This window comes from Rhodoferax sp. (genome assembly GCF_030646845.1).
Classification (GTDB): Bacteria; Pseudomonadota; Gammaproteobacteria; order Burkholderiales; family Burkholderiaceae_C; genus Rhodoferax.
This window is the reverse complement of the sequence record NZ_JAUSLE010000039.1, coordinates 1-21,036: the sequence shown is the minus strand read 5'-3', so window position 1 is coordinate 21,036 and position 21,036 is coordinate 1. Positions and strand designations below refer to the sequence as shown.

The window sequence follows — 21,036 nt, the reverse complement described above, 5'->3', positions numbered from 1 at the left end:
GATAAGGGCGGGGTTAAACGCCCAGCAGCTCATGCAGCATGTCAGTCTTGGACGGCAGTTCTTCTTTGGTTACTGTGGCCACAATGCGGCCATGCTCCAGCACAATGTGACGGTCAGCCAGCGGAGCGGCAAAGCGGAAGTTTTGTTCCACCAGCAAAATGGTGTAGCCACGTGTTTTCAGTAGTCGAATGACTTCGCCCAGTTTCTTGACGATGACCGGGGCCAGGCCTTCAGTGATTTCGTCCAGCAGCAGCAGCCGGGCGCCGGTGCGCAGAATGCGTGCCATCGCCAGCATTTGTTGCTCACCGCCTGACAGGCGCGTGCCCGGGCTGTGGCGGCGCTCGTACAAGTTGGGAAACATCTCGTAAATTTCTTCCAGCGTCATGCCGCCGGACGCCACTTTGGGAGGCAGCATCAGGTTTTCTTCTGTGGTCAGACCTGAAAAAATGCCGCGTTCTTCCGGGCAATAGCCCACGCCCATTCGAACAATTCGGTGGGAAGACATGCCTTTGATGTTTTCCCCGTTGAGCATGATCTGACCCGTGCGTCGGCCCACCAGTCCCAGAATGGACTTGAGTGTGGTTGAGCGTCCGCTGCCGTTGCGCCCCAATAGCGTGACCAGTTCGCCATGGTTGATGGTCAGGTCAATGCCGTGCAGGATGTGGGATTCGCCATAAAACGAATGCAGGTCAGTGATACGCAGGAGTTCACCGGTGCGTTTGAAGGCGCTGTTCATGCTTCTACTCCGACGTATGCTTCCAGAACGCGCGGGTCTTTGGACACCACGTCGTAAGTCCCTTCGGCCAGAATCGAGCCGCGTTGCAGCACCGTGATGACGTTACTGAGGGTCTCCACCACCGACAGGTTGTGTTCCACCATCAAAATGGTGCGCCCCTTGGATACTTTGCGAATCAACTCCACCACCAAGTCCACGTCCTCGTGGCCCATGCCCTGGGTGGGTTCATCCAGCAACATCAACTCGGGCTCCAGCGCCAGCGTGGTGGCAATCTCCAGCGCGCGTTTGCGGCCGTAGGGCAATTCCACGGTTTGGGTGTCGATGTAGGCCCCCAGGTCGACCGACTCCAACAATTCCACCGCTCGGTCGTTGAGTACATCCAGTGTGGACTGGGGGCTCCAGAAGTGAAACGAGGTGCCTACCTTGCGTTGCAGGGCGACGCGCACGTTTTCCATCACGCTCAGGTGCGGGAAGGTGGCCGATATCTGGAACGAGCGCACCACGCCACGGCGTGCGATTTGCGCCGGTTCTTCCCGGGTGATGTCGATGCCGTTGAACTGAATCGTGCCTGCGGTGGGCTGCAAGAACTTGGTCAACAGGTTGAACACGGTGGTCTTGCCCGCACCGTTGGGCCCGATCAAGGCGTGAATATTGCCGCGCTTGACCCTGAGGTCCACGTTTTGCACGGCGGCAAAACCCTTGAACTCTTTGGTCAGTCCGTGGGTTTGCAGGATGAGGTCTTCAGACATGAAATGGCTCCGTTTTTCAGTCAATGGCCGAAGCCGAACGCATCTGCTCACGCAAAACGAACTTCTGGATTTTTCCGGTCGAAGTTTTGGGCAGCGTTCCGAACAGCACTTGTTTGGGCACCTTGAAGCGCGCCAACTGCGCCCGGCAATGCTCAACGATCTCTGCTTCGGTGACGGCGGCCCCTTCGCGTAGCTCTATGTAAGCGCAGGGCACTTCACCCCACTTGGCGTCTGGCTTGGCCACCACGGCGGCGACCAGCACAGCGGGGTGGCGATACAGCACTTCTTCGACTTCGAGGCTGGAGATGTTTTCGCCGCCGGAGATGATCACGTCCTTGCTGCGATCCTTTATCTTGACGTAGCCGTCCGGATGCAGCACGGCCAGGTCGCCAGTGTGGAACCAGCCGCCAGCAAAGGCTTCGGCCGTCGCTTGCGGGTTTTTCAGGTAGCCCTTCATCACCAGGTTGCCCCGGAAGAAGATTTCACCCATGGTTTCGCCGTCGGCCGGCACGGGTTGCATGGTTTCAGGGTCCAGCACCGTGATAACTTGTTGCATCGGGTAGGCCACGCCCTGGCGGGCGTTCAGGGCCGCACGTTCACCAATGGGCAACCGGTCCCAACCCGCCTGCTTGGCGCAGACCGCGGCCGGCCCGTAGACCTCGGTCAGGCCATAGACGTGGGTGATGTCAATGCCGATTCGCTCGCAGCCTTCGATGATGGCGGCCGGTGGTGCAGCACCGGCAATGAGGCCGGCAATCGGGTGAGCAATGCCTGCACGCACGGCCTGCGGGGCATTGATCAACAGACCATACACAATCGGTGCGCCGCACAGGTGGGTCACGCGGTGCTCACGAATCAGCGAGAAGATCAGCGCCGGATCGATCTTGCGCAAACACACGCTGACACCTGCCTGGAGCGCCAGGGTCCAGGGAAAGCACCAGCCGTTGCAGTGAAACATCGGCAGTGTCCACAGGTATACCGAGTGACGTGGCATCTCCCAGGTCACCACGTTGGACACGGCATTCAGGTAAGCGCCCCGGTGGTGGGTCACCACGCCCTTGGGGTTGCCGGTGGTGCCGCTGGTGTAGTTCAGCGCGATGGCATTCCACTCATCAGTCGGCAGACCCCATTCGTAGGCCTCGTCACCTGTTTGCAGAAAAGCTTCGTAGTCGAACTCACCGAGCAACTGGCCACCTTCATGCATGGAATCATTTACGTCAATCACCAGCGGGCGGCTGTGGCTCATCAGGAGCAGCGCACGCTCGATGATGGGTGAGAACTCGCGGTCGGTGATCAGCACCTTGGCTTCGCCATGGTCCAGCATGAAGGCGATGGCTTCTGCATCCAGCCGGGTGTTCAGTGTGTTGAGCACCGCACCGGTCATGGGCACACCAAAGTGCGCTTCAAACATTGGGGGCGTATTGGGTAGCATGGCTGCCACCGTGTCGCCCAAGCCAATGCCGCGCTGGGCCAATGCGCTGGCCAGACGGCGGCAGCGGGCGTAGGTCTGTGCCCAGGTGAAGCGCGTGGCACCATGAATCAGGGACTCACGGTCGGGATAGACCCGGGCCGACCGTTCCAGAAAGCTTATTGGTGAAAGGGCTATGTGGTTCGCGCTATTGCGATCCAGTCCCTGGTCGTAGGCGTTCGTAAGCATGTTGGCAGTCTCCTCATCGTGGTGTCAGCAGCAGGCTCGAAGTGCCCGAGCAGCAATATGTGACCGGAATGATGGCAGTGGACTGTTGCGGAATTTCGGGGCAAATGTATCGAATGTTTGCAGCGTGCAAGTGGGGTGCTATGGCGCCCTAGAATGCACAGATTCGCCGGAGTCTGTTCTTCATGCCATTTCACTTTCCCCTTGATTCACAGCCAACGCATTACCGGCACGAGTTGCTTCAGGCCGGACTGGACCTGCTCGACCAGGGATTGACCGTGATCGATGGCAACTTGCACATCGTGGCCTGGAACAAGGCTTTTTTGCGACTACTCGATTTTCCCGAAGACATGGCCTTTGTCGGTGCAACCTTCGAGTCTTTCATGCGTTACAACGCTGAACGCGGTGAGTACGGACCGGGTGATGTGGAGGAACTGGTGGCGCAGCGCATGCGGCTGGCCCGTCGTTTCACACCGCACTACACCGAGCGTGATCGCCCCGGCGGGCAGATTCTGGCGGTGCGTGGCGAGCCCTTGCCCCACAACGGTTTTGTGACCCTGTACACAGACATCACCGCCAGCCGTCGTTATGAGCAAAAGATCCAGCAGCAGAATGCCGAGTTGGAAAACCGGGTGACCGAGCGCACCAACGAGTTGCAGGCCAGCAACCGGCGCCTCATCATCGCGGACGGCGCCAATCAGCGCATTACGCAGGCGTTGCGACGCAGTGAAGAAAATTTGCGCCTGATCACCGATACCGTACCCGCGTTGATTGGCTACTTTGATCACCAGGAAATCTACAGCTACGTCAACAAAGGTTATGCCGACTGGTTTGGGTGCGCCAAGGAAGAGGTGCTGGGTCGCTCCATTCGTGATGTAGTGGGGGACGAGGTCTACACGGATATTGCACACCATGTGCATGTGGCGCTGCAAGGGCAACGCGTCAGCTACGAGTACGCCATGCGCCAACCCGGCGGTCGAGTGGTCTATGCGCGTAGCGAACTGGTGCCTGAACTGGACGCCCAGGGACGTGTGGCTGGGTGTTTTGTGCTGTCGGTCAATATCACCGACCTCAAAAATGCCCAGGCAGCACTCGTTCATGCGCAAAAAATGGAGGCGGTGGGACAACTGACCGGCGGGCTCGCGCACGATTTCAATAACCTGTTAACGGTCGTGATTGGCAATCTGGTGACCTTGCATGAGCGCTACCCGGACGATCCGGACATCGGCGAATATGTGGTGCCAGCCTTGAAGGCCTCGCGCCGGGGCGCGTCACTGATCAAGCGGCTGCTGACGTTTGCCCGCAAGCAGCCGCTTGCCCCGCGGTCAGTGAACATTGCAGACCTGGTAGATGAGACCCTGATCCTGCTCAAGCGCACACTGCCAGCCCACATCACGGTGACCGCGACACCGATGGACGAGCCCCTGCACGCCATGACCGATGCCCAGCAGCTTGAAAACGCATTGCTCAACCTCGCGCTGAACGCGCGTGACGCCATGCCCGATGGTGGACAGCTGACTATTGGGGCGACGTGTGTTCAATTGAGCCAGGCACAGGTGGCTGATTTCGACGTTGCCCCCGGTTGCTACGTGGCGGTGAGCGTGTGCGACACTGGCATCGGCATGGACGCAGCCACCCAGGCGCGTGCCTCAGAGCCTTTTTTCACCACCAAACGCTTCGGTTCGGGCAGTGGCTTGGGTTTGTCCATGGTTTACGGTTTTGCCAAACAGTCCGGCGGCGGCATTCGCATTCAGAGCGCACTCGGCGAGGGCTGTGTGGTCACGCTGGTTTTGCCGTGCACGGGCGACAATCGCGCGGCCGAGTCACTACTGGGCACGCAGCAACGATTGGGTCGGCCAGTCGCGGAGCGCCCCTTGGTGTTGTTGGTAGAAGACGACCCCGATGTGCGTCGGGTGATCCGGCTGCAACTCGTGGGCCTGGGTTACCCGGTGATCGAAGCGGATCATGCCGCGGATGCTCTGTTGCTGCTGGCCAGCGTGCCCACTGTGGGCATCCTGATCTCGGACCTGGTGATGCCCGGTGGCATGGATGGACGGGCCCTTTGCTTTGAGGCAAGCCTGCGCGCCTCACATGTGAAGGCCTTGTTGATCAGCGGCTACTCCGACGGTGATGCGGTGTCAGCTGCGGCTGCAGCGGATTTGCCGCTGCTGAAAAAGCCATTTAGCGCCATCCAACTGCAGCACGCGCTTGATGGCTTGCTGGCATGAGTACTGACCTGTTTCTTCATGCGGACGGACCACGTTGCATTTATGTGCTGGACGATGATCCTGACATTTGCCGTCTGGTGAGCAGCACGCTGCGGGAGTTTGGTTTTGAGGTGGTTGAATGCCACAATGCCGCAACCCTGCGTCGCCTGCTGCTGGCGCGTGTACCGGACTTGTGCATCGTGGACTTGGGGTTGCCCGATGCCGATGGCATGGATGTGGTGCGTGATTTGCAGGCGCGATTCGCTTGCGGCGTGATGGTCCTGACCGGACGGGGCTATCTCAGTGACCGGGTCATGGGCCTGGAACTGGGTGCCGATGACTATGTGGTCAAGCCGTTCGAGCCGCGTGAACTGGTGGCGCGCGTGCGCAGCATTTTGCGGCGGCGGGACAAGCCCCACAACACACAAACGCAAATGCCGGTGCGCTCGCAGCTTGCCGAATTCGGTGGCTGGCACTTTCGTGTCGACTCCAATACGCTGTCTTCGCCGGGCGGCCAGGAGTGGACCCTCAGCGCCGGTGAATCGCGCATGCTGCTGCAGTTCTTGCAGCGACCCAACCGCATTCTTGACCGCGAACAGTTGTGTGGTGACCGTGATCTTTCAGCGCTTGACCGTGGTGTGGATGTCCGGGTTTCCAGGCTACGGCGCAAGCTCGAATCAGACTCCCAACAGCCCAAGACCATTCGGACAGTCTATGGCGCCGGGTATCTGCTTGCTGCGGAAGTACGGTGGCTATAGATAGTCATGCCGAAGCGGTATTCATGCGCCAAAAATGCTTCTGGCCCTCGAATTAAAGACGTTGTCAGCTATTATTTCGATAGCGTGTAAAGGGGTATGTCTTTTTCGGTGGCCAGCGCATCCATTCCCGCGCGCGTCATGGTGAGCAGGTAGTCGGCAATTACCTGATGGGTGGCCGGTGAGAACATGGTCATGATGTTGGCGTTTTGAATCCCCGCCGCGGCGCACAGGGATTTCGCAAAATGCGGCTCCAGCGCGGCCACGGCAACGCGGCCGTCTTTGCACGGGTAGACGCGATAGCCGGCGTGGCCACCGCCCACCGCTGAACCCGGTTTGGTCAATCCCCATGAACGTGGCAGAGCCAGGTAGCCCGCGGCCACTGACAGCGCCACCTCAAAGTAGCTGCCTTTGCCGCCTTTCAGTTGAAGCAACACCGCTTTCAACACGGCTTCGGAGGCCATCAGCGAGCCACCCATGTCGGCATACAAAGTGGGGGGCAGTTCCAGCCCACCAACCAGATCGTTTTCGGCCAGGTAGGTGAGGTCGTGCCCGGGCTCTTCGGCGCGCGCGCCGGGGGCGCCCACCATGGCGACCTGCGACAGGGCAGGGTAGAGCTTGTGCAGGCCCTTCCAGTCCAGTCCCAATTTGGTTAACGCCGAAGGGCGAAATGATGTCAGCAACACATCGGTCTTGGCCAGTTCCCGATGCAGGGCTTTCTGGCCTTTTTCGGTCTTGAGGTCGGCCACTGCCACCCGAACGCCCTTGTGCATGACCTCGTAGGCGGGCCGGTTGTACAGGCCCATGGGGTCGCCCGACGTGCCGGGTGCTGCACCCGGGGGCGGCGGTGGCTCCAGCTTGACGCAGGACGCGCCCATTTGCTGACAACGCATCAGCGCCGCCGGACCGGGCAGATTCAGACTCAGGCTGAGGACGCGCACGCCCTTGAGCGGCAAGAGAGGTTTGTTGGGTGTAGAAGCCATATAGGCTCCGAATTTAACCCAGATGGCGCGTCCCAAAGTCCAGCGGCAGTCCGACGTAGTTTTCGGCAATGGTGCGAGAACCGGCTTCCGAGTTGAGCAGGTAGTCGAGTTCGGCTTCCTGGAACTTGGTGACGATCGCGCCGTCATCGGGGAAACGGTGCATCAGCTGGGTGAACCACCACGAGAAGCGCTCACCCTTCCAGATGCGCTTGAGGCAGCGCTCGGAGTAGGTGTCAATGCCAGCCTCGGTCTTGTCCTGGTAGTACTCGATGATGGCGCTGGAGAGGTACTTGACGTCGGTTGCCGCCAGGTTCAGGCCCTTGGCACCGGTCGGCGGCACGATGTGGCCGGCGTCGCCCGCCAGGAACATGCGGCCAAAGCGCAGCGGCTCGGTGATGAAGCTGCGCAGCGGGGCAATGCTTTTCTCGATCGAGGGCCCGGTGATCAGCTTGTCGCGGCCTTCCTCGTCCAGACGCAGGCGCAGCTCCTGCCAGAACGCCGCGTCGGTCCATTCTTCCACTTTGTCGGTCAGCGGCACCTGCAGGTAATAGCGGCTGCGCGTCTTGCTGCGTTGCGAGCACAGGGCGAAGCCGCGTGGGCTGTTGACGTAGATGAGTTCGTCGTGCACCGGCGGCGTGTCCGACAGCAGGCCCAGCCAGCCAAACGGGTATACCTTTTCAAACTCGGTGATGGCGCTGCGCGGGGCGCTGGCGCGGCAGACGCCATGGAAACCGTCGCAACCGGCGATGAAGTCGCATTCGATCTCGAATTTCTTGCCGTCTTTCTCATAGGTGACGCGGGGCTTTCTGCTGTCGAAGTCATGCACCGCCACGTTGTGTGCCTCGTACACGGTGGGCAACCCGGCGGCCGCACGCGCATCCATCAGATCCTTGGTCAATTCGGTCTGGCCGTAGACCATGACGTTCTTGCCGCCGGTGAGCTTGTTCAAGTCAACGCGGTGGCGTTGGCCGTTGTAGAGCATCTCGATGCCGCCGTGGACCAGGCCCTCCTTGTGCATGCGCTCGCCTACGCCCGCTTCGTCCAGCAGGTCGATGCAGACCTGCTCCAGAATGCCGGCGCGGATGCGGCCCAGCACGTAGTCGCCGGTCTGGCGTTCCAGGATGATGGCGTCAATACCTGCTTTGTGCAGCAACTGGCCCAGAAGAAGGCCCGAGGGGCCGGCGCCGATGATGGCGACTTGTGTTCGCGTAGACATATTTGCTCCTGTCAAGAAGGGATGAAGCTTAGGCGGCGCGGTGCCTTTTTAAAGCATGACAGGCATCAATTGTGCGATGATTGCGCCAAATGCGCGATAGTCGCGCAACAATTCAAGAGTACCTGGATGACCATTGCCAAGGCGGATTTCATCGAGGGCATGGCCAAGGGTCTGGCGGTGCTGGAGAGTTTTGACACCGAGCGCCAGCGCCTGAACGCCACCCTGGCCGCCGCGCGGGCCGGCATCACACGCGCGGCGGCGCGTCGTCATTTGCTGACGCTGGCCCACCTCGGCTACCTCGAGACCGATGGCAGCCATTTCTGGCTGTCCAGCAAGGTGCTGCGTTTCTCCGGCAGCTATCTGGCGTCTTCCCGCTTGCCGCGGGCGATTCAGCCCACACTGAACCGGTTGGCGGTGCAGGCACAGGAGTCGTTCTCGGCCGTGGTGCTGGATACCGACGAGGTGGTGATCGTGGCGCGCAGCGGCAATGACCGCAACTCGTCCGTGACCCCATCAGGCCGGGTGATTGCCTATGGTTTGCACATGGGCGCCAGGTTGCCCGCGCACGTGACTTCCACCGGACGGGTCTTGCTGGCAGCCAAGACCAAAACCGCCTTCGGTGAATGGATGAAGGGGCGCAACCTGGCACGCATGACACCGCTGACCACCACCGATGCGCGGGCGTTTCGCGCCCTCATCGAAAAAGTCCGGCAGGACGACTTTTGCCTGTCCAGTGAGGAGCACGAGCTGGGGGTGCACGCGCTGGCAGTGCCGCTGCGCAACACTAAGGGCGTCACCGTGGCGGCGCTCAATGTGGTGGCGTCGCACAGCCGGTTGTCAACCGCGGCGATGCAGCGCGATCTGCTGCCTTTGTTGTTCGAAGCCGCGCGGGAACTCCGCCCCCTGTTGTAGTGAACGGCGATTTCTGCGGCAGCCCGACGTATCAATTGCGCACAGTGCGGTGTAATGTCCGCTTGAACAAATACCAATCCGAGAGCCCCACGTGACCGACTCCCAACTCCAGCTTGGCTTTGACACCGCTGACATGCCTGTGGCACTCGGGGCCAAGCCGAAAACCCGGCCCAAATCCCGATCTGTCCCCGCACCACAGGCCGCACCCCTGCCGGATGCCGAGACGATGGCAGCGGCGCTCGCGCGGCATCCCGACTATCGGGTGTTGCGCCGTCTGATTCCTGTGCACCACTTCGACCAAACGCCGCAAGGCTCGCTCATTCGGGTTCTGGTGCTTGATACCGAGACCACCGGACTGGATCAGTCGCGCGACAAAATCATCGAGCTGGCCATGTTGCAGGTTGACGTCGATGCCGCGACGGGGCTACCGGTCGGGGATGTGGCTGTCTACGACGGGCTGGAAGACCCGGGCATACCGATCTCCAGCGAAATCCACGCCATTACCGGCATATCCAACGAGATGGTCCGGGGCCATCGTCTGGACGAGGCGCGCATTGCGGCCATGCTGCAAGGCGCGGACCTGGTGATTGCCCACAACGCCGGCTTCGATCGGCCATTCTGTGAGGCACGGATTGCCGCGTTTGCCCAATTGCCCTGGGGCTGCTCCTTCGCTGACATTGACTGGAAGAAGGAAGGCCACGGTTCTTCCAAGCTGGAGTACCTTGCCATGGAAAAAGGCTGGTTTTACGAGGCCCATCGCGCCGAAGTGGATTGCCACGCATTGCTGGCCGTATTGGGCGAAAAGCTGCCCACTTCCAGTCGGACCGGACTGGCACAACTGATTGCGGCCAGCCGCCTGCCGAGCTACCGGCTGCAGGCGACCAGCGCACCCTTTGACGCCAAAGACTTGCTTAAAGCCAGGGCTTACCGCTGGAATGCGGAACAAAAAGTCTGGCATACGCGCCTTGACAGCGAAGCTCAATTGACGGCCGAGCTGGAGTGGCTCAAATCGGCCGTCTATGGCAACCGTCCAGCACGTGTTCAAGTGGAGAAACTGGACGCCGCCGTCAAGTACTCAAGCCGGGCAGGGGAATTGTCCAACCGCCAGATTTGAAATACGGGCGGGGTAGAATTCGGGCCACGCAGAGCCCATCCGGCCTGCGATTATCTGTTTTCCCTGGGCTTGCTTGGGCCGTCGGCCAAGAGGGTCGCCAGGGGTGGCGGAGCGCCCAAGGATTTTGATGAAACGTGTAGATGACTTTCGCCTGAAGTTCGGGAAAAAAGAGTTCGTGCCGATCATGGTTGGCGGCATGGGGGTTGATATTTCAACCGCCGAACTGGCCCTCGAAGCCGCGCGCCTCGGCGGTATCGGGCATATTTCCGACGCGATGGTGCCAGATGTCTCCGACAGGCGCTTTGACACCAGCTTCGTCAAAGACAAAACGAAGTTCTACAAGTACAACCTCGACAACTCTGACAAGTCCAGCATCAAATTCGATCTGGGTGTGTTGGCTGACGCCACCCGGCGACACGTCGACGCCACCATGCAGGCCAAGCGTGGTGAAGGCCTGGTGTTCGTCAATTGCATGGAAAAGCTGACCATGAACGCGCCGCGCGAGACGCTGACGGTGCGCATGGCGTCGGCGCTGGACGCCGGCATTGATGGCATTACCCTGAGCGCCGGTTTGCATCTGGGTTCATTCGGGCTGATTGCAGATCACCCCCGGTTTCGGGATGCCAAGCTGGGCATCATCGTCTCGTCGGTGCGGGCGTTACAGCTCTTTCTGCGCAAGAACGCAAAACTGAATCGACTGCCCGACTACGTGATCGTGGAAGGTCCTCTGGCGGGCGGGCATCTGGGTTTCGGCATGGACTGGGCGCAATACGATTTGGCGACCATCATGGCTGAAATCGTTCAATACATGAAGACCGAACAGCTCGATATTCCAGTCATTGCTGCAGGGGGAATCTTTACCGGCAGCGACGCCGTGTCGTTTCTGGAGCATGGTGCGGCAGCAGTACAGGTCGCAACGCGTTTCACCGTGGCGAAGGAATGCGGCTTGCCGGACAAGGTCAAGCAGGAGTATTTCAGGGCCAGTGAAGACGACATCGTCGTCAACACCATTTCGCCGACTGGCTACCCGATGCGCATGCTCAAGAACACGCCCGCCATTGGCTCGGGCATCCGTCCGGGTTGCGAGTCCTACGGCTACTTGCTTGACGGCAACGGCAACTGCGCCTACATCACGGCCTATAACCGCGAGGTCGCCCTGCACCCGGACGCCAAGACCATCTCGGTCATGGACAAGACTTGCCTGTGCACCCACATGCGCAATTACAACTGCTGGACCTGCGGGCATTACACCTACCGCCTGAAGGACACCACCCGCCGCCTGCCAGATGGCACCTATGAGAACCTCACTGCCGAGCACATCTTCAAGGACTATCAGTTCAGCGTCGACAACAAGATCGCCTTGCCGGACTAATCGGCAGGCAGCAGGGAATGGCGTCCTGAGTCTGATTCGGGAAAACGCCTAGTGCCGTAGTAATGCGCTGTTACCCGTGCGACGCGCCCGCGCCGCAAACTGGTGTCTCCAACTTTTCAGGAGATTGTGATGACCAGGAAAATTCTCATGCTTTGCGGTGACTATGGTGAGGACTACGAAACCATGGTGCCGTTCCAGACCCTGCTGTCAGTGGGTTACACCGTGCACGCGGTTTGCCCGGACAAAAAAGCGGGCGACTACGTGATGACCGCGATCCACGACTTTGAAGGTGCGCAAACCTACAGCGAAAAGCCTGGCCACCGCTTTGTGCTGAACGCCAACTTTTCTGACGTCAACACCGCCAACTATGACGCACTCCTGATTCCGGGTGGCCGCGGACCCGAGTATTTGCGACTCAACGCCCGCGTGCTGGCGATCACCAAGGAATTTGCCGACGCAGGCAAGCCGATTGCTGCTGTTTGCCATGGCGCGCAGCTGCTGGCCGCCGTGCCGGGCATCATCCGGGGCAAGCGCATCAGTGCCTATCCGGCCTGTCGCCCGGAAGTGGAGCTGGCGGGCGCCGTCTTCGCCGAGATCGCCATCGACGCCGCCGTCACCGACGGTCAATACGTCACGGCACCGGCCTGGCCCGCGCACCCCGCCTGGCTGTCCCAGTTCATGGCATTGCTGGGCACCAGGATCTCCCACTAGCTATTGGCAGCTCCCGCGCTTATGCTCGGGCGTTGCTGTTCCTGATATGCGAAGGAGACTGGAATGTGTCAAATTTTCGTCCGCGCCAATCCGCAGAGTTATGAAGCGACCACGCGCAGCATCCGTCTGCATGGGGTGGTCACCAGTGTTCGGCTCGAAAACCTGTTTTGGGACACGCTGGAGGAGATCGGGGCGCGCGATGGCATGAGCGTGCCGCAACTGCTCTCCAAACTCTATGACGAACTGCTGGAGCATCGAGGCGACATTCCCAATTTTTCGAGTTTCTTGCGGGTCTGTGGCTTGCGCTACCTGGCCCTGCAGGTGGACCAGCGCATCCCCAGCGATGTCAGCATACCGATCCGGTCGCTCAACGCGCCTGCTGTGCTGCGTGGTTTGCGCCCCAGCCTGGTGGATGCCAGCGCGGGCTAAGCCTTTTTCGCGCCTGTGCGGCGGGTCTCGCGCAACATGAAGAGATAAAGACCCTCCACCTTTTCACGGGCCCACGGTGTCTTGCGCAGGAATTTCAGGCTCGATGTGATGCTCGGGTCGCTGGTAAAACAGCGCACGGGTATGCGCTCACCCAGACCAGTCCAGCCGTAATGCGCGACCAGCGCTGTGACGATGGCTTCCAGCGTCAGACCGTGCAGGGGATTGCGGGCTTGGACGGGGGACTGGCTGGGCGGCGAAGAAGGGGCTTGCATGCTGTGATTTTGGCACCACCTGACCGCGCCTGATCCAGATCGTCTGGAAATTTTGTTTTAAAGACGCTGCCAGTGCCAAGACAGTCTGTTCTCCAGATTGCAGTGGCCTTGTCCGCATGGCGCCGGATGGATCAATGGCTATTCGCTATCATTTTAATAGCGTATGGCGACTTCACAGCGCCTTTTGCACCACCGCGCCGACGAACAGGTAGGGCAGGCTGGGGCCGGCGTTTTCCACCGTACCGCCTTTGTTCTCGACGCTGATGGCCAGTTGGCGCACCTCGGCCAGAGTCCTCTCGTCGGCGGCGATGCGCAGGGTCTTGCTCCCGCGTGCCAGCACACCCAGCGAACGCGGCTGGCCGTCGGAAGCGAGCGCCCATAGCTGCATGCTGTCCTCGCGACCTTCGGCGACGCTGTTCAGGCGCTGAATCTGCAGAGCCCCGTCTTGCGGGTCTTGGGTGACCAGCAGGGCGGGCGTTTGCTGGCCATCCAGGAGCACGGCAATGTACTTGATCTGCGCGGTGCTTTGCAGCTTCTTCTGCAGGTGATGAATTTGGGCCGTGAACTGCTCGAACATGCTCACGCCGGTGGCGATGCCTACGGCCAGCAACAGCAGGCAAGCGATGGTGGCAGCACGCCAGCGCGCGGCATGACAGGGGCGTTGCAGCAGCTGGGTTGTTTCAGTCATTGGATTGATTCACTTGATAAGTTCGCGGCGCTTCAAAGCTGTCTTGATGGATGCCAGTCTGGCAGAGGTTCGCCGCATGGCAGCCAGTCGGGAGCTCCGAGTTTATCTGCCCCGTCCAACTGCGGAAAAACGCAGACACTTGACAATTGTCAGCAGAGGATACATTTGGACACAGAAAATGCGTCTTTGCTCATGTGCAAGGACGGCCTTCGGCCAATTCGTTTGATCCACCCGATATGTTTAAAGTTTGTTCCGCCTGCGGCACCACCGTTGACCGCCAAGATTGCCACAAGAACCGCTATGCGGAATACATCTGCTGGAGGTGCCAGAGCGCCGGAGTCAAGTTTGTTCGTCGAAGGCGACGGCGCCACGTCATGCGATGGGCGCTTCCCGTCGTTGTGTTGGGTTTCACCGCCGGGAGTCTGGTCCTGTTGTCGATCTGGGTTGGCATTCTGCCGGTCGACTCATCTTCCTTTTTTAGCGGTGAGCCTGAAGAATATTTCGACACGCGCGTCGGGACCTCTCTGAACGTTCCCATCAACGCCCGCCTCAACGAGAGCGCAGTTCAGGCGGCTTCCTCGCCCAGGCATGGCAATCCTTAGCCGGCATGGTGTGCCAGGGACCTGAACGGTCAAACCTCGAAGTGAACTTGTATTAATGGGGCGTCACTGCGCCCGAACTTGCCGCACTGGCGTCGACCCGAAGGTTACCGATCCAATGGCACGAAAATCGGCTACAGCGGAAACGATGAACAGGGACAAACAGGCTCCAAAAATGATCGATTGGTCGTCTATGGGTTCGAATCAAATCTCCCCCGCACCGCGCACATAGTGGACGAACGCTGGCGCGGATATGGTCTGCTGGTATTGGAGTGGAGGTGGAACGTTGCATCTCGGGGTCCTTTCCATGGGTCATCTTCGACTCATATACCCAATCGTCAAAGACAGATCTCTGACCGTTGAGTTCCGTGATCGAGTGTCCTGAGCTGCTGCAACAAAATAGATCTGTTGCAACCAAGCTGTGCTCATTGGGCCAGTTCTGAAATTGCCAGTCGGTTCGATAGCGCACATATATATGACCGCTGCGGCACAACCTATTGAGTAGCCGGGAGGGCAATCGTTCAGTTTTCTGTCGGAATCAGAAGTAGACCTGCTGTGCAGAAATGGCCTGGCGTCTGGGAACGCGTTGGTCGTGACCCCAGGAATCAGGTCAGGTGCCCCATGACTTTGGCGCAGGTCCAGCGGGAACCCTCTGTGTCAGTTGTCTGCAAGCCTGAAATTCGCCTTGACCAGCCCTTGGCGAATGCCTCATCGACTTCCCGGATTTCGGATGTGTGGCAACATATATACATGAGTCAAACCTTCGGCATGGAAACACCGCGAAAGCACAATCACGGGTCGCATCGACAGCCCTCGCGCTACCTGGTGCTGATCGACTCTGGCGGCTATATGGTCGCGCGACTGTTTCTGGAAACTCGCGAACAAGTGGCCGAGTTCGATGGCGCTGCTGAGGAGGTCGCGACGATGACGATTGGCCTGGAGCCTGAAGTTGGGGCGCTCGGTCCCGAATGGGATCGCGCTCTGCAGGGCCACAGCGCCGACGATCGGGCAGCCGCCATGGTTTACACATTTGAAATCTGATTGAGCTGACGCCTGCTTGCCACGGCGTCTACCTCCGGCCGAAGCAAGGCAGAACCTGCAGAGTTGTCATAGGGCATCCGCCCTGGGGATACTCAGGGCGTCTTCTTCGCCTTGGCAGGCGCCTTGTTGCCGGTACCGGCTGAGCGTTCGTTCAGAGCTTCTTCAAACTCAGCCAGCTCTTCACCAATGGAAGCGTATTTCTTGGACTTGGCTCTGTTGTCGATCCATTTGAGTACGGCGGCTTCCAGGTCTTCCTTGAAATGAGCGAGTGCCGACTCTTTGACGGTTTTGGTTGCCGTCTTTGAGGTACTGGACCAGAGGTCAATCAGGTCTGACAAGCCGTTGTCAAAATCCTCGAACGTCTCAAGGTGTATCCATTGCCCGCTTTTGTCAAACATTGTTTTCTTTCAGTAATTGCATGTGCTTCAGTTTAGCGGGGCGATTCATTCCGAACATAAGCCGACCCGCGTAATATTGACCGCTATTCAATGTGGAACCGCCCACCAAAGGTTGATGTCGCTGTCGCGGGCGTAACTATAGGCGCCACCCGGCGTGCCCAGATCGATGTTGGCGCGGCCCGAGGTGCTGAACATCGTGGTGTGCTCGACAGCACTATGGACTCTGTAGGCATAGCCCACCACGGGTCCGCTGTTGTCAATGCCGATGGCGAGACCAGGGGTACTGCCCAGCGCACCTACAACGGAATTGCCGCCCAAAGTTCTGGTCAACGTGGTGCGCTGGACCGCATTGCTGGCTGTGAAGGCATGGTCCATCACTTTGTCGGCATTGTCCATGTCCATGGGAAAGCTGTAGGTTTCGCCCAGCGTACCCAGATCGCGCACGACAGGCACCTGGGCTGCCACGCTCGCCGGGGTGCAGTAAAAGACGACAAGGCCATAGTAGATGACACGAGTCAGGTGCGGACGGCGAATGATGGAACGCATTGTATTTATTACTGCCTTTGCGCAGTTCGCGTAGTCTTGCGGGTCCTCAATTTGATCGCAAGAATCAAGCCGCGCTATTGACAACAATCATTTTCTTTGTGTGAATCAACGGAGCAGGAGCATCATATGAGCGGATTGCATCAGTACTCCCCCTTCACCCCATCTCAATCACCCTTGCCACGTCACCACGGCATTCCGAACACAAACCCTGAAGCACCAAGTCCCCACCCACGACCTTCCCGGCAAAGTCAGTGATAGTGACCTCATGACGGCACCGGACGTTAGACAGCAGTAGCTTCTTGGCGTGGGATGGCACATTGGCCCACAGCTTGGCTGCAGGGTCGGTGAATTTGGGGATGGACTCGATGGGCATGGTGGTATGAGTTTAGTCAGACTGGTGCCTCGATCCACTTGACGCCAGTCACCGCCAACATGCCTTGTTTCAGATGGTCAAGAAAAACTGGGATGAGCTTCTGCATATTTGCGGTGTAGTTGTGCTTCCACATTTGCTGCAGGCGTTCTAAGGTCTTTTCGTTCTGCAGCACTACCCCGTCCCACTCGATCAGCAGCAGAGCGACATCACGGGCGTCTTCCACCACAAAAATGAGGGCATCGTCAGCATCGTTGTGTAAGGACTCCTCCAATTCGTCGTTAAAGTTCATCAGCACGCTGTTCAACAGATCTGCGCTGAACGGACCGCCTTGAAGGAAGGTGGATTCCAATGACGCTTTGATGGACTTCTTGGTCATGCTTCTTGAGACGATGTGGTGCGGGTGCTGGGTGTTGAAGCGGGTGCACGAATTATGCAGGCGGCAAAATCGCTGGTGACCGCAGTAGCGTACTGACATCACCGGAAAAAAGCCTTCCGCTATAGCAACGGAACCGCTATCAAAATTGCAGCAAGTCTCGCTAATGAGCGCAATTGAGTAGCAATCAAAATTCAGGTCTTTAGCCATGCCAGCCGAAAAATCACAGCCAGAAATTCGAAAAATTCACATCACCAAAACCAACATCATCGCACTGCCTGTGCCTGAAGCTGGCTACAAATATTATTACGACGAGGATCGACCCGGTCTAGCGATGGGCGTTGGATCAAGTGGGCGCAAAACTTTCATCTTCTATCGGAAAGTAAACCGGAAGCCGGAACGCAAGTCTCTGGGAGTCTTTTCAGAAATGACGATTGACCAAGCGCGCCGCAAGATGGATGAAATCATTGGGCAAGTTGCAACGGGTGAAAGTCCGTTTGACAAGATGCGTACATACCGTGAGAACGCGACGTTGCAAGAGGCTTTCACGGCTTACTACGAAAGTCACAGCAAACTGCGCAATCGTAGCCACCTCGAAGACCTTTCCAAGTTTGAGCGATTCTGCGCAAGTGACGTGGCGGGCATTAACCTTGCCGGGCTGAAAATGATGGACATCAAGTACCCCCACATTGAAAAGCTGTTCAACAAGATCAGTGTGGAGCAGCCGTCTACCGCGAATAGGGTGATCGCGCTGCTTAGGCTTGCTCGGGTGAACCTGGCCTCGCTGACGCAGAAAAACTCACGATTGAGACTGGCTTGGTGATTGAGATCAAAAAAGCCATGCGCAGCCTTGGTCTGACGCATCAATAAGCCGCCAACGATATAGCGGTTTAAACTAAGTGCGTTTAACAACAGATTTCCCCGATTCGGAGTCATTTTTCGAAGCTTCAGAATACGTTTGTCTGGTCACCCTCGGCCCGAATAAAAGTAAGACTTCGGGTAAGCCATCAGCAGTTCATGCAGCTCAACAAAGACAATCGCTTTTTCGCAGTTCTGGTCTCCGTGACGTTGCATGTCGTCGTGCTTTCGATTATTAGCAATAACCAGATCAGATTCAACGACAAGCCGGACACGCTTAAACCCCAAGCGGAAATCGTCTATCTGGAGGCCTTGCCGCCGCCTCCAGAAAAGAATTTAGCCGCGTCCGCTGGCCAAGCCAATGCCAGAGAGTCATCTTCCTCAGTTGCACCTGTCATTCAAGTGGCTCAGGACAATTCAGCGGCGCAGCCAGTTACGGAGCGTCAACCGGCGTCCCTGGCTGCGCCTCCCGCCCCAACAGCACAAGAGTGGGCCTTCGCTGCCAAATACACACTTAAAAACAGTAAGGGCTATCGATACACGTGGGGTCATCAAGTCCGCAGCATGATGGGCACGGCCATCGAGGGAGGAGACCAGGGAGTCGTCCGGTTTCGGGTAGAAATTGCGCCTGATGGGACATTGACAAAGCTTGAAACGCTGTGGACCACATCCCCGGTTGCCGAGCAACTGGCTCGTAAGGCCATCGAGAACATGCCGTCCTCACCGCCAACCCCAACAGGCAAACCACTGATCTTTGAAAAAACTATTTCGTTCTCACCGTTTGTAACGGACGGCCCACCAACCTACAAGGATGACTGTTTACCGGACCCGCCAGCGTTTCGTAACCCGTTCGCTTGGGATGGCAAATCACCTCAAGTTATGGTGGCGTCGAAGCCGGTTGAGAAACTTGACCCTCAGGCACTGGAAGAGTGTCTCAAGCAATTGCCGCAGGACTCCATCGAAGCAGAAAGTGCACAGGACCGACGACTGCTTGACCAATGGGGATCAATCAAAACAGGTCGATGAAACGATTCGGAGTCGTTCAGCCTTTTCGTGGTTAAGCCAAGATCGAGCTTCGCAGTGTGGTGCGGCGCGCGTCAAGGTAGTTGTCGCCTGATTTACGCAGCCAACGGCTGAATAAGCTTTTCCGCTGCGTACTCCGAGATGATGGAGTCGCGTTCGGGGTTGAGAGTGACTGGCCCCATGGGCTGCCAGTTGCGCGTAGGGCCCGACCAGCGTGCCGGATTGAGCTCCTTTGCTGTTGCGTGGCGGGCCCCCAGAATGGCGTGATCTTCGCCAGCATGACGCTGCTGTGGCGACACATAGCGGATGCCACTGTGCTTGTGCTCCACGTTGTACCAGTGCACAAATGCGGCACCCCAATTGCGCGCAGCCTTCAGCGTTGCAAAGCCTTTGACGGGGAACTCAGGCCGGTACTTGGCAGTACGGAACAGCGACTCCGCATAGGCATTGTCATCACTGACCCGAGGGCGTGAGTGCGACGGTTTCACCCCCAACCAATCGAGCATCGCCACACCGTGGTGGCCTTGAGCGTGGAACCGTTGTCCCCATGCAATACCGGTTTGACAGCCAGGGCTGCGATGCCCTCGGCCAGTGCCGTGCGACGCACCAGATGCACCGCGTGGTCTGAGCTGTCATTGGCATGCACCTCCCAGCCCACGATCTTTCGGCTGTACAGATCCAGAATCAGGTACAGGTGAAACCAGCGACCAACCACGGTAACGGGCAAATACGTCATATCCCAGCACCAGACCTGGCGTACCCCGGTGGCGATGTGGGTGGTAGGCTTACGTTTGGCTCTGGGGGCCTTGGCGCGTCCACGGTGGGCCGTTTGCCCATGCGCGCGCAGCACCCGTGCAAATGTGGACTCGCTGGCCAAGTATCCGACTGGTGCAGTTGAAAGAGTCGCTGGAGGACCCGGAGAGCATGCGGCGGATCCACGACATTTTGATACCCAGGGAATTCACAAAGCTTGATGGCATTGTCGATCTTGTGTTTTCCACCGCAGAGTGTCGGCGCCGATTGAATATTGAGCCACCCTGCCGATTCAATATTGAGCCAGGGCGGGTTGCCAATTCTTGAATCAGCAACTGTGGATAAGTGTACTCAACAACTGGTTTTTGACCTGTTCCCTTTCGCTGGTTTTGAGTTCAGAGTCTGTACTGGGGAAAGGAGCGAAGGGCGTAGCCCGTAGCGGATTTCCCCAGTGCGTGCTGCCTCAGAACGACTCGGCGGGCTCCTGTGTTGGGGGCACAGTCATGCTGCCTTTGCGCTCGCTTTCCCTGGCCTTGATGCGCGTCTTGGCGGCCATGGTGCTGTGCCTGAACCGATAGGACTCGTTGCCCGTCTCCACGATGTGGCAATGGTGGGTGAGCCGGTCCAGCAGCGCCGTGGTCATCTTGGCATCGCCAAATACCGCCGACCATTCCGAGAAACTCAGGTTGGTGGTGATCACCACGCTGGTGTGTTCGTACAGCTTGGAGAGCAGATGAAACAACAAGGCGCCTCCAGCCTGGCTGAAGGGCAAATAGCCCAGCTCATCCAGAATGACCAAGTCCAGGCGCATCAACGCCAATGCGATACGCCCGGCTTTGCCCTCACGCTTTTCTTTCTCCAACTCATTGACCAGATCCACCGTGGAATAAAAGCGTACCCGCTTGCCTTTTGCGGCAATGCCAGCCACCCCAATGGCCGTGGCCAAGTGCGTCTTGCCAGTGCCCGGCCCACCAATGAGAACCGCGTTTTGTGCCGTTTCGGTGAAGTCCAGTGTGGAGAGTTGCTTCACCAGCTTTTGATCCACCTTGGCCGCCTCAAAGTCAAAGCCCGCCAGGTCACGATGCAGCGGGAACTTGGCCGCCTTCATCTGGTGGCGTACCGAGGCAAAGGCCCGTTGCGCGTGTTCGGCTTGCAGCAAATGTTCGATCAACCAACGCGAGGTTTGTATGCCCACATCGTTTGATGTTCCCTCGTGTGTAGTCAATTCATCCCACGCTGCGGCCATGCCGTGCAGGCGCAGTTCTTTGAGTTCG

21 protein-coding genes and 3 pseudogenes are annotated in these 21,036 nt (G+C 58.6%); 11 read left to right on the top strand and 13 right to left on the bottom strand.

Translation table 11 applies throughout. The features are described from left to right. Positions 1-13: 13 nt before the first annotated feature. The 3 genes from Q7T10_RS09875 to Q7T10_RS09865 are packed head-to-tail and all read right to left on the bottom strand — an operon-like array spanning position 14 to position 3,142. Positions 14-736: an ABC transporter ATP-binding protein gene (locus tag Q7T10_RS09875; RefSeq protein WP_304747731.1), complete on the bottom strand. Its 723-nt coding sequence runs from the start codon at positions 734-736 to the stop codon at positions 14-16. Further along, positions 733-1,485, bottom strand: a complete 753-nt coding sequence (locus tag Q7T10_RS09870; RefSeq protein ID WP_304747729.1) for an ABC transporter ATP-binding protein — start codon at positions 1,483-1,485, stop codon at positions 733-735. Before Q7T10_RS09870 ends, Q7T10_RS09875 begins: the two co-directional genes overlap by 4 nt. Positions 1,486-1,501: 16 nt before the next feature. Then, entirely contained in the window at positions 1,502-3,142 is a 1,641-nt protein-coding gene (locus Q7T10_RS09865) for an acyl-CoA synthetase (protein WP_304747727.1), read from the bottom strand. Between the two features lie 182 nt (positions 3,143-3,324). Between Q7T10_RS09865 and Q7T10_RS09860 the strand changes: the two genes are divergently transcribed. Further along, entirely contained in the window at positions 3,325-5,367 is a 2,043-nt protein-coding gene (locus Q7T10_RS09860) for a PAS-domain containing protein (RefSeq protein WP_304747726.1), read from the top strand. Then, positions 5,364-6,104: a response regulator transcription factor gene (locus tag Q7T10_RS09855; RefSeq protein ID WP_304747724.1), complete on the top strand. Its 741-nt coding sequence runs from the start codon at positions 5,364-5,366 to the stop codon at positions 6,102-6,104. The genes Q7T10_RS09860 and Q7T10_RS09855 overlap by 4 nt, the downstream gene beginning before the upstream one ends. Positions 6,105-6,175: 71 nt before the next feature. Here the strand turns inward: Q7T10_RS09855 and Q7T10_RS09850 are convergent, their stop codons facing one another. Together Q7T10_RS09850 and pobA are read right to left on the bottom strand one after the other, a co-directional pair. Next, positions 6,176-7,084 (bottom strand): CoA transferase, encoded by a 909-nt coding sequence (locus Q7T10_RS09850; protein ID WP_304747723.1) that lies wholly within the window; start codon positions 7,082-7,084, stop codon positions 6,176-6,178. Positions 7,085-7,097: 13 nt separating this feature from the next. Continuing rightward, on the bottom strand, positions 7,098-8,300 hold the full coding sequence (gene pobA, locus Q7T10_RS09845; RefSeq protein WP_304747722.1) for a 4-hydroxybenzoate 3-monooxygenase: 1,203 nt from the start codon (positions 8,298-8,300) through the stop codon (positions 7,098-7,100). A 126-nt stretch (positions 8,301-8,426) separates the two neighbouring features. Here pobA and Q7T10_RS09840 point away from each other — a divergent pair, with 126 nt between their 5' ends. From Q7T10_RS09840 to Q7T10_RS09820, 5 genes are all read left to right on the top strand, one after another. Continuing rightward, entirely contained in the window at positions 8,427-9,212 is a 786-nt protein-coding gene (locus Q7T10_RS09840) for an IclR family transcriptional regulator C-terminal domain-containing protein (RefSeq protein WP_304747721.1), read from the top strand. A gap of 91 nt (positions 9,213-9,303) precedes the next feature. Beyond that, positions 9,304-10,326, top strand: a complete 1,023-nt coding sequence (locus Q7T10_RS09835; protein WP_304747719.1) for a 3'-5' exonuclease — start codon at positions 9,304-9,306, stop codon at positions 10,324-10,326. Positions 10,327-10,453: 127 nt separating this feature from the next. Next, positions 10,454-11,698 (top strand): nitronate monooxygenase, encoded by a 1,245-nt coding sequence (locus Q7T10_RS09830; protein WP_304747718.1) that lies wholly within the window; start codon positions 10,454-10,456, stop codon positions 11,696-11,698. Between the two features lie 129 nt (positions 11,699-11,827). Further along, positions 11,828-12,409, top strand: coding sequence for a DJ-1/PfpI family protein (locus Q7T10_RS09825; protein ID WP_304747716.1), 582 nt, complete (start codon positions 11,828-11,830; stop codon positions 12,407-12,409). Between the two features lie 63 nt (positions 12,410-12,472). Beyond that, complete coding sequence (locus tag Q7T10_RS09820; RefSeq protein ID WP_304747715.1) at positions 12,473-12,838, top strand: ribbon-helix-helix domain-containing protein; 366 nt, start codon at positions 12,473-12,475, stop codon at positions 12,836-12,838. Here Q7T10_RS09820 and Q7T10_RS09815 read toward each other — a convergent pair. Together Q7T10_RS09815 and Q7T10_RS09810 are read right to left on the bottom strand one after the other, a co-directional pair. Beyond that, the gene (locus Q7T10_RS09815) at positions 12,835-13,110 is read right to left on the bottom strand and encodes a VF530 family protein (RefSeq protein WP_304747714.1); all 276 of its coding nucleotides are present in this window, start codon (positions 13,108-13,110) and stop codon (positions 12,835-12,837) included. The genes Q7T10_RS09820 and Q7T10_RS09815 overlap by 4 nt on opposite strands. Positions 13,111-13,282: 172 nt before the next feature. Continuing rightward, positions 13,283-13,798 carry an anti-sigma factor gene (locus Q7T10_RS09810; protein ID WP_304747713.1) on the bottom strand — a complete coding sequence of 172 codons (516 nt, stop codon included), beginning with the start codon at positions 13,796-13,798 and terminating at the stop codon, positions 13,283-13,285. 1,349 nt (positions 13,799-15,147) lie between these two features. Between Q7T10_RS09810 and Q7T10_RS09805 the strand changes: the two genes are divergently transcribed. Beyond that, positions 15,148-15,438 carry a hypothetical protein gene (locus Q7T10_RS09805; RefSeq protein ID WP_304747712.1) on the top strand — a complete coding sequence of 97 codons (291 nt, stop codon included), beginning with the start codon at positions 15,148-15,150 and terminating at the stop codon, positions 15,436-15,438. A 92-nt stretch (positions 15,439-15,530) separates the two neighbouring features. Here Q7T10_RS09805 and Q7T10_RS09800 read toward each other — a convergent pair whose 3' ends face one another. The 4 genes from Q7T10_RS09800 to Q7T10_RS09785 form a co-directional block, all read right to left on the bottom strand. Then, entirely contained in the window at positions 15,531-15,836 is a 306-nt protein-coding gene (locus Q7T10_RS09800; RefSeq protein WP_304747711.1) for a hypothetical protein, read from the bottom strand. Between the two features lie 87 nt (positions 15,837-15,923). Beyond that, positions 15,924-16,382 (bottom strand): hypothetical protein, encoded by a 459-nt coding sequence (locus tag Q7T10_RS09795; RefSeq protein ID WP_304747710.1) that lies wholly within the window; start codon positions 16,380-16,382, stop codon positions 15,924-15,926. A 154-nt stretch (positions 16,383-16,536) separates the two neighbouring features. Beyond that, positions 16,537-16,755 (bottom strand): hypothetical protein, encoded by a 219-nt coding sequence (locus Q7T10_RS09790; RefSeq protein WP_304747709.1) that lies wholly within the window; start codon positions 16,753-16,755, stop codon positions 16,537-16,539. A gap of 16 nt (positions 16,756-16,771) precedes the next feature. Continuing rightward, complete coding sequence (locus tag Q7T10_RS09785) at positions 16,772-17,338, bottom strand: hypothetical protein (protein WP_304747708.1); 567 nt, start codon at positions 17,336-17,338, stop codon at positions 16,772-16,774. On the opposite strand from Q7T10_RS09785, the pseudogene Q7T10_RS09780 reads away from it, so the two are divergent. The 3 genes and pseudogenes from Q7T10_RS09780 to Q7T10_RS09770 form a co-directional block, all read left to right on the top strand. Next, a pseudogene (locus tag Q7T10_RS09780) lies at positions 17,337-17,621 on the top strand (Arm DNA-binding domain-containing protein); the annotation flags it as partial. The gene Q7T10_RS09785 and the pseudogene Q7T10_RS09780 overlap by 2 nt on opposite strands. A gap of 284 nt (positions 17,622-17,905) precedes the next feature. Beyond that, positions 17,906-17,995, top strand: a pseudogene (locus Q7T10_RS09775) (XRE family transcriptional regulator); the annotation flags it as partial. Positions 17,996-18,145: 150 nt separating this feature from the next. Then, positions 18,146-19,012 (top strand): energy transducer TonB, encoded by an 867-nt coding sequence (locus Q7T10_RS09770; protein ID WP_304747707.1) that lies wholly within the window; start codon positions 18,146-18,148, stop codon positions 19,010-19,012. A 92-nt stretch (positions 19,013-19,104) separates the two neighbouring features. Here the strand turns inward: Q7T10_RS09770 and Q7T10_RS09765 are convergent. Both Q7T10_RS09765 and istB read right to left on the bottom strand, forming a co-directional pair. Then, positions 19,105-19,922: pseudogene (locus Q7T10_RS09765) on the bottom strand (transposase); the annotation flags it as partial. 303 nt (positions 19,923-20,225) lie between these two features. Continuing rightward, positions 20,226-21,036, bottom strand: an 811-nt coding sequence (istB, locus tag Q7T10_RS09760; RefSeq protein ID WP_304747706.1) for an IS21-like element helper ATPase IstB, incomplete at its 5' end; no start/stop codon positions are given.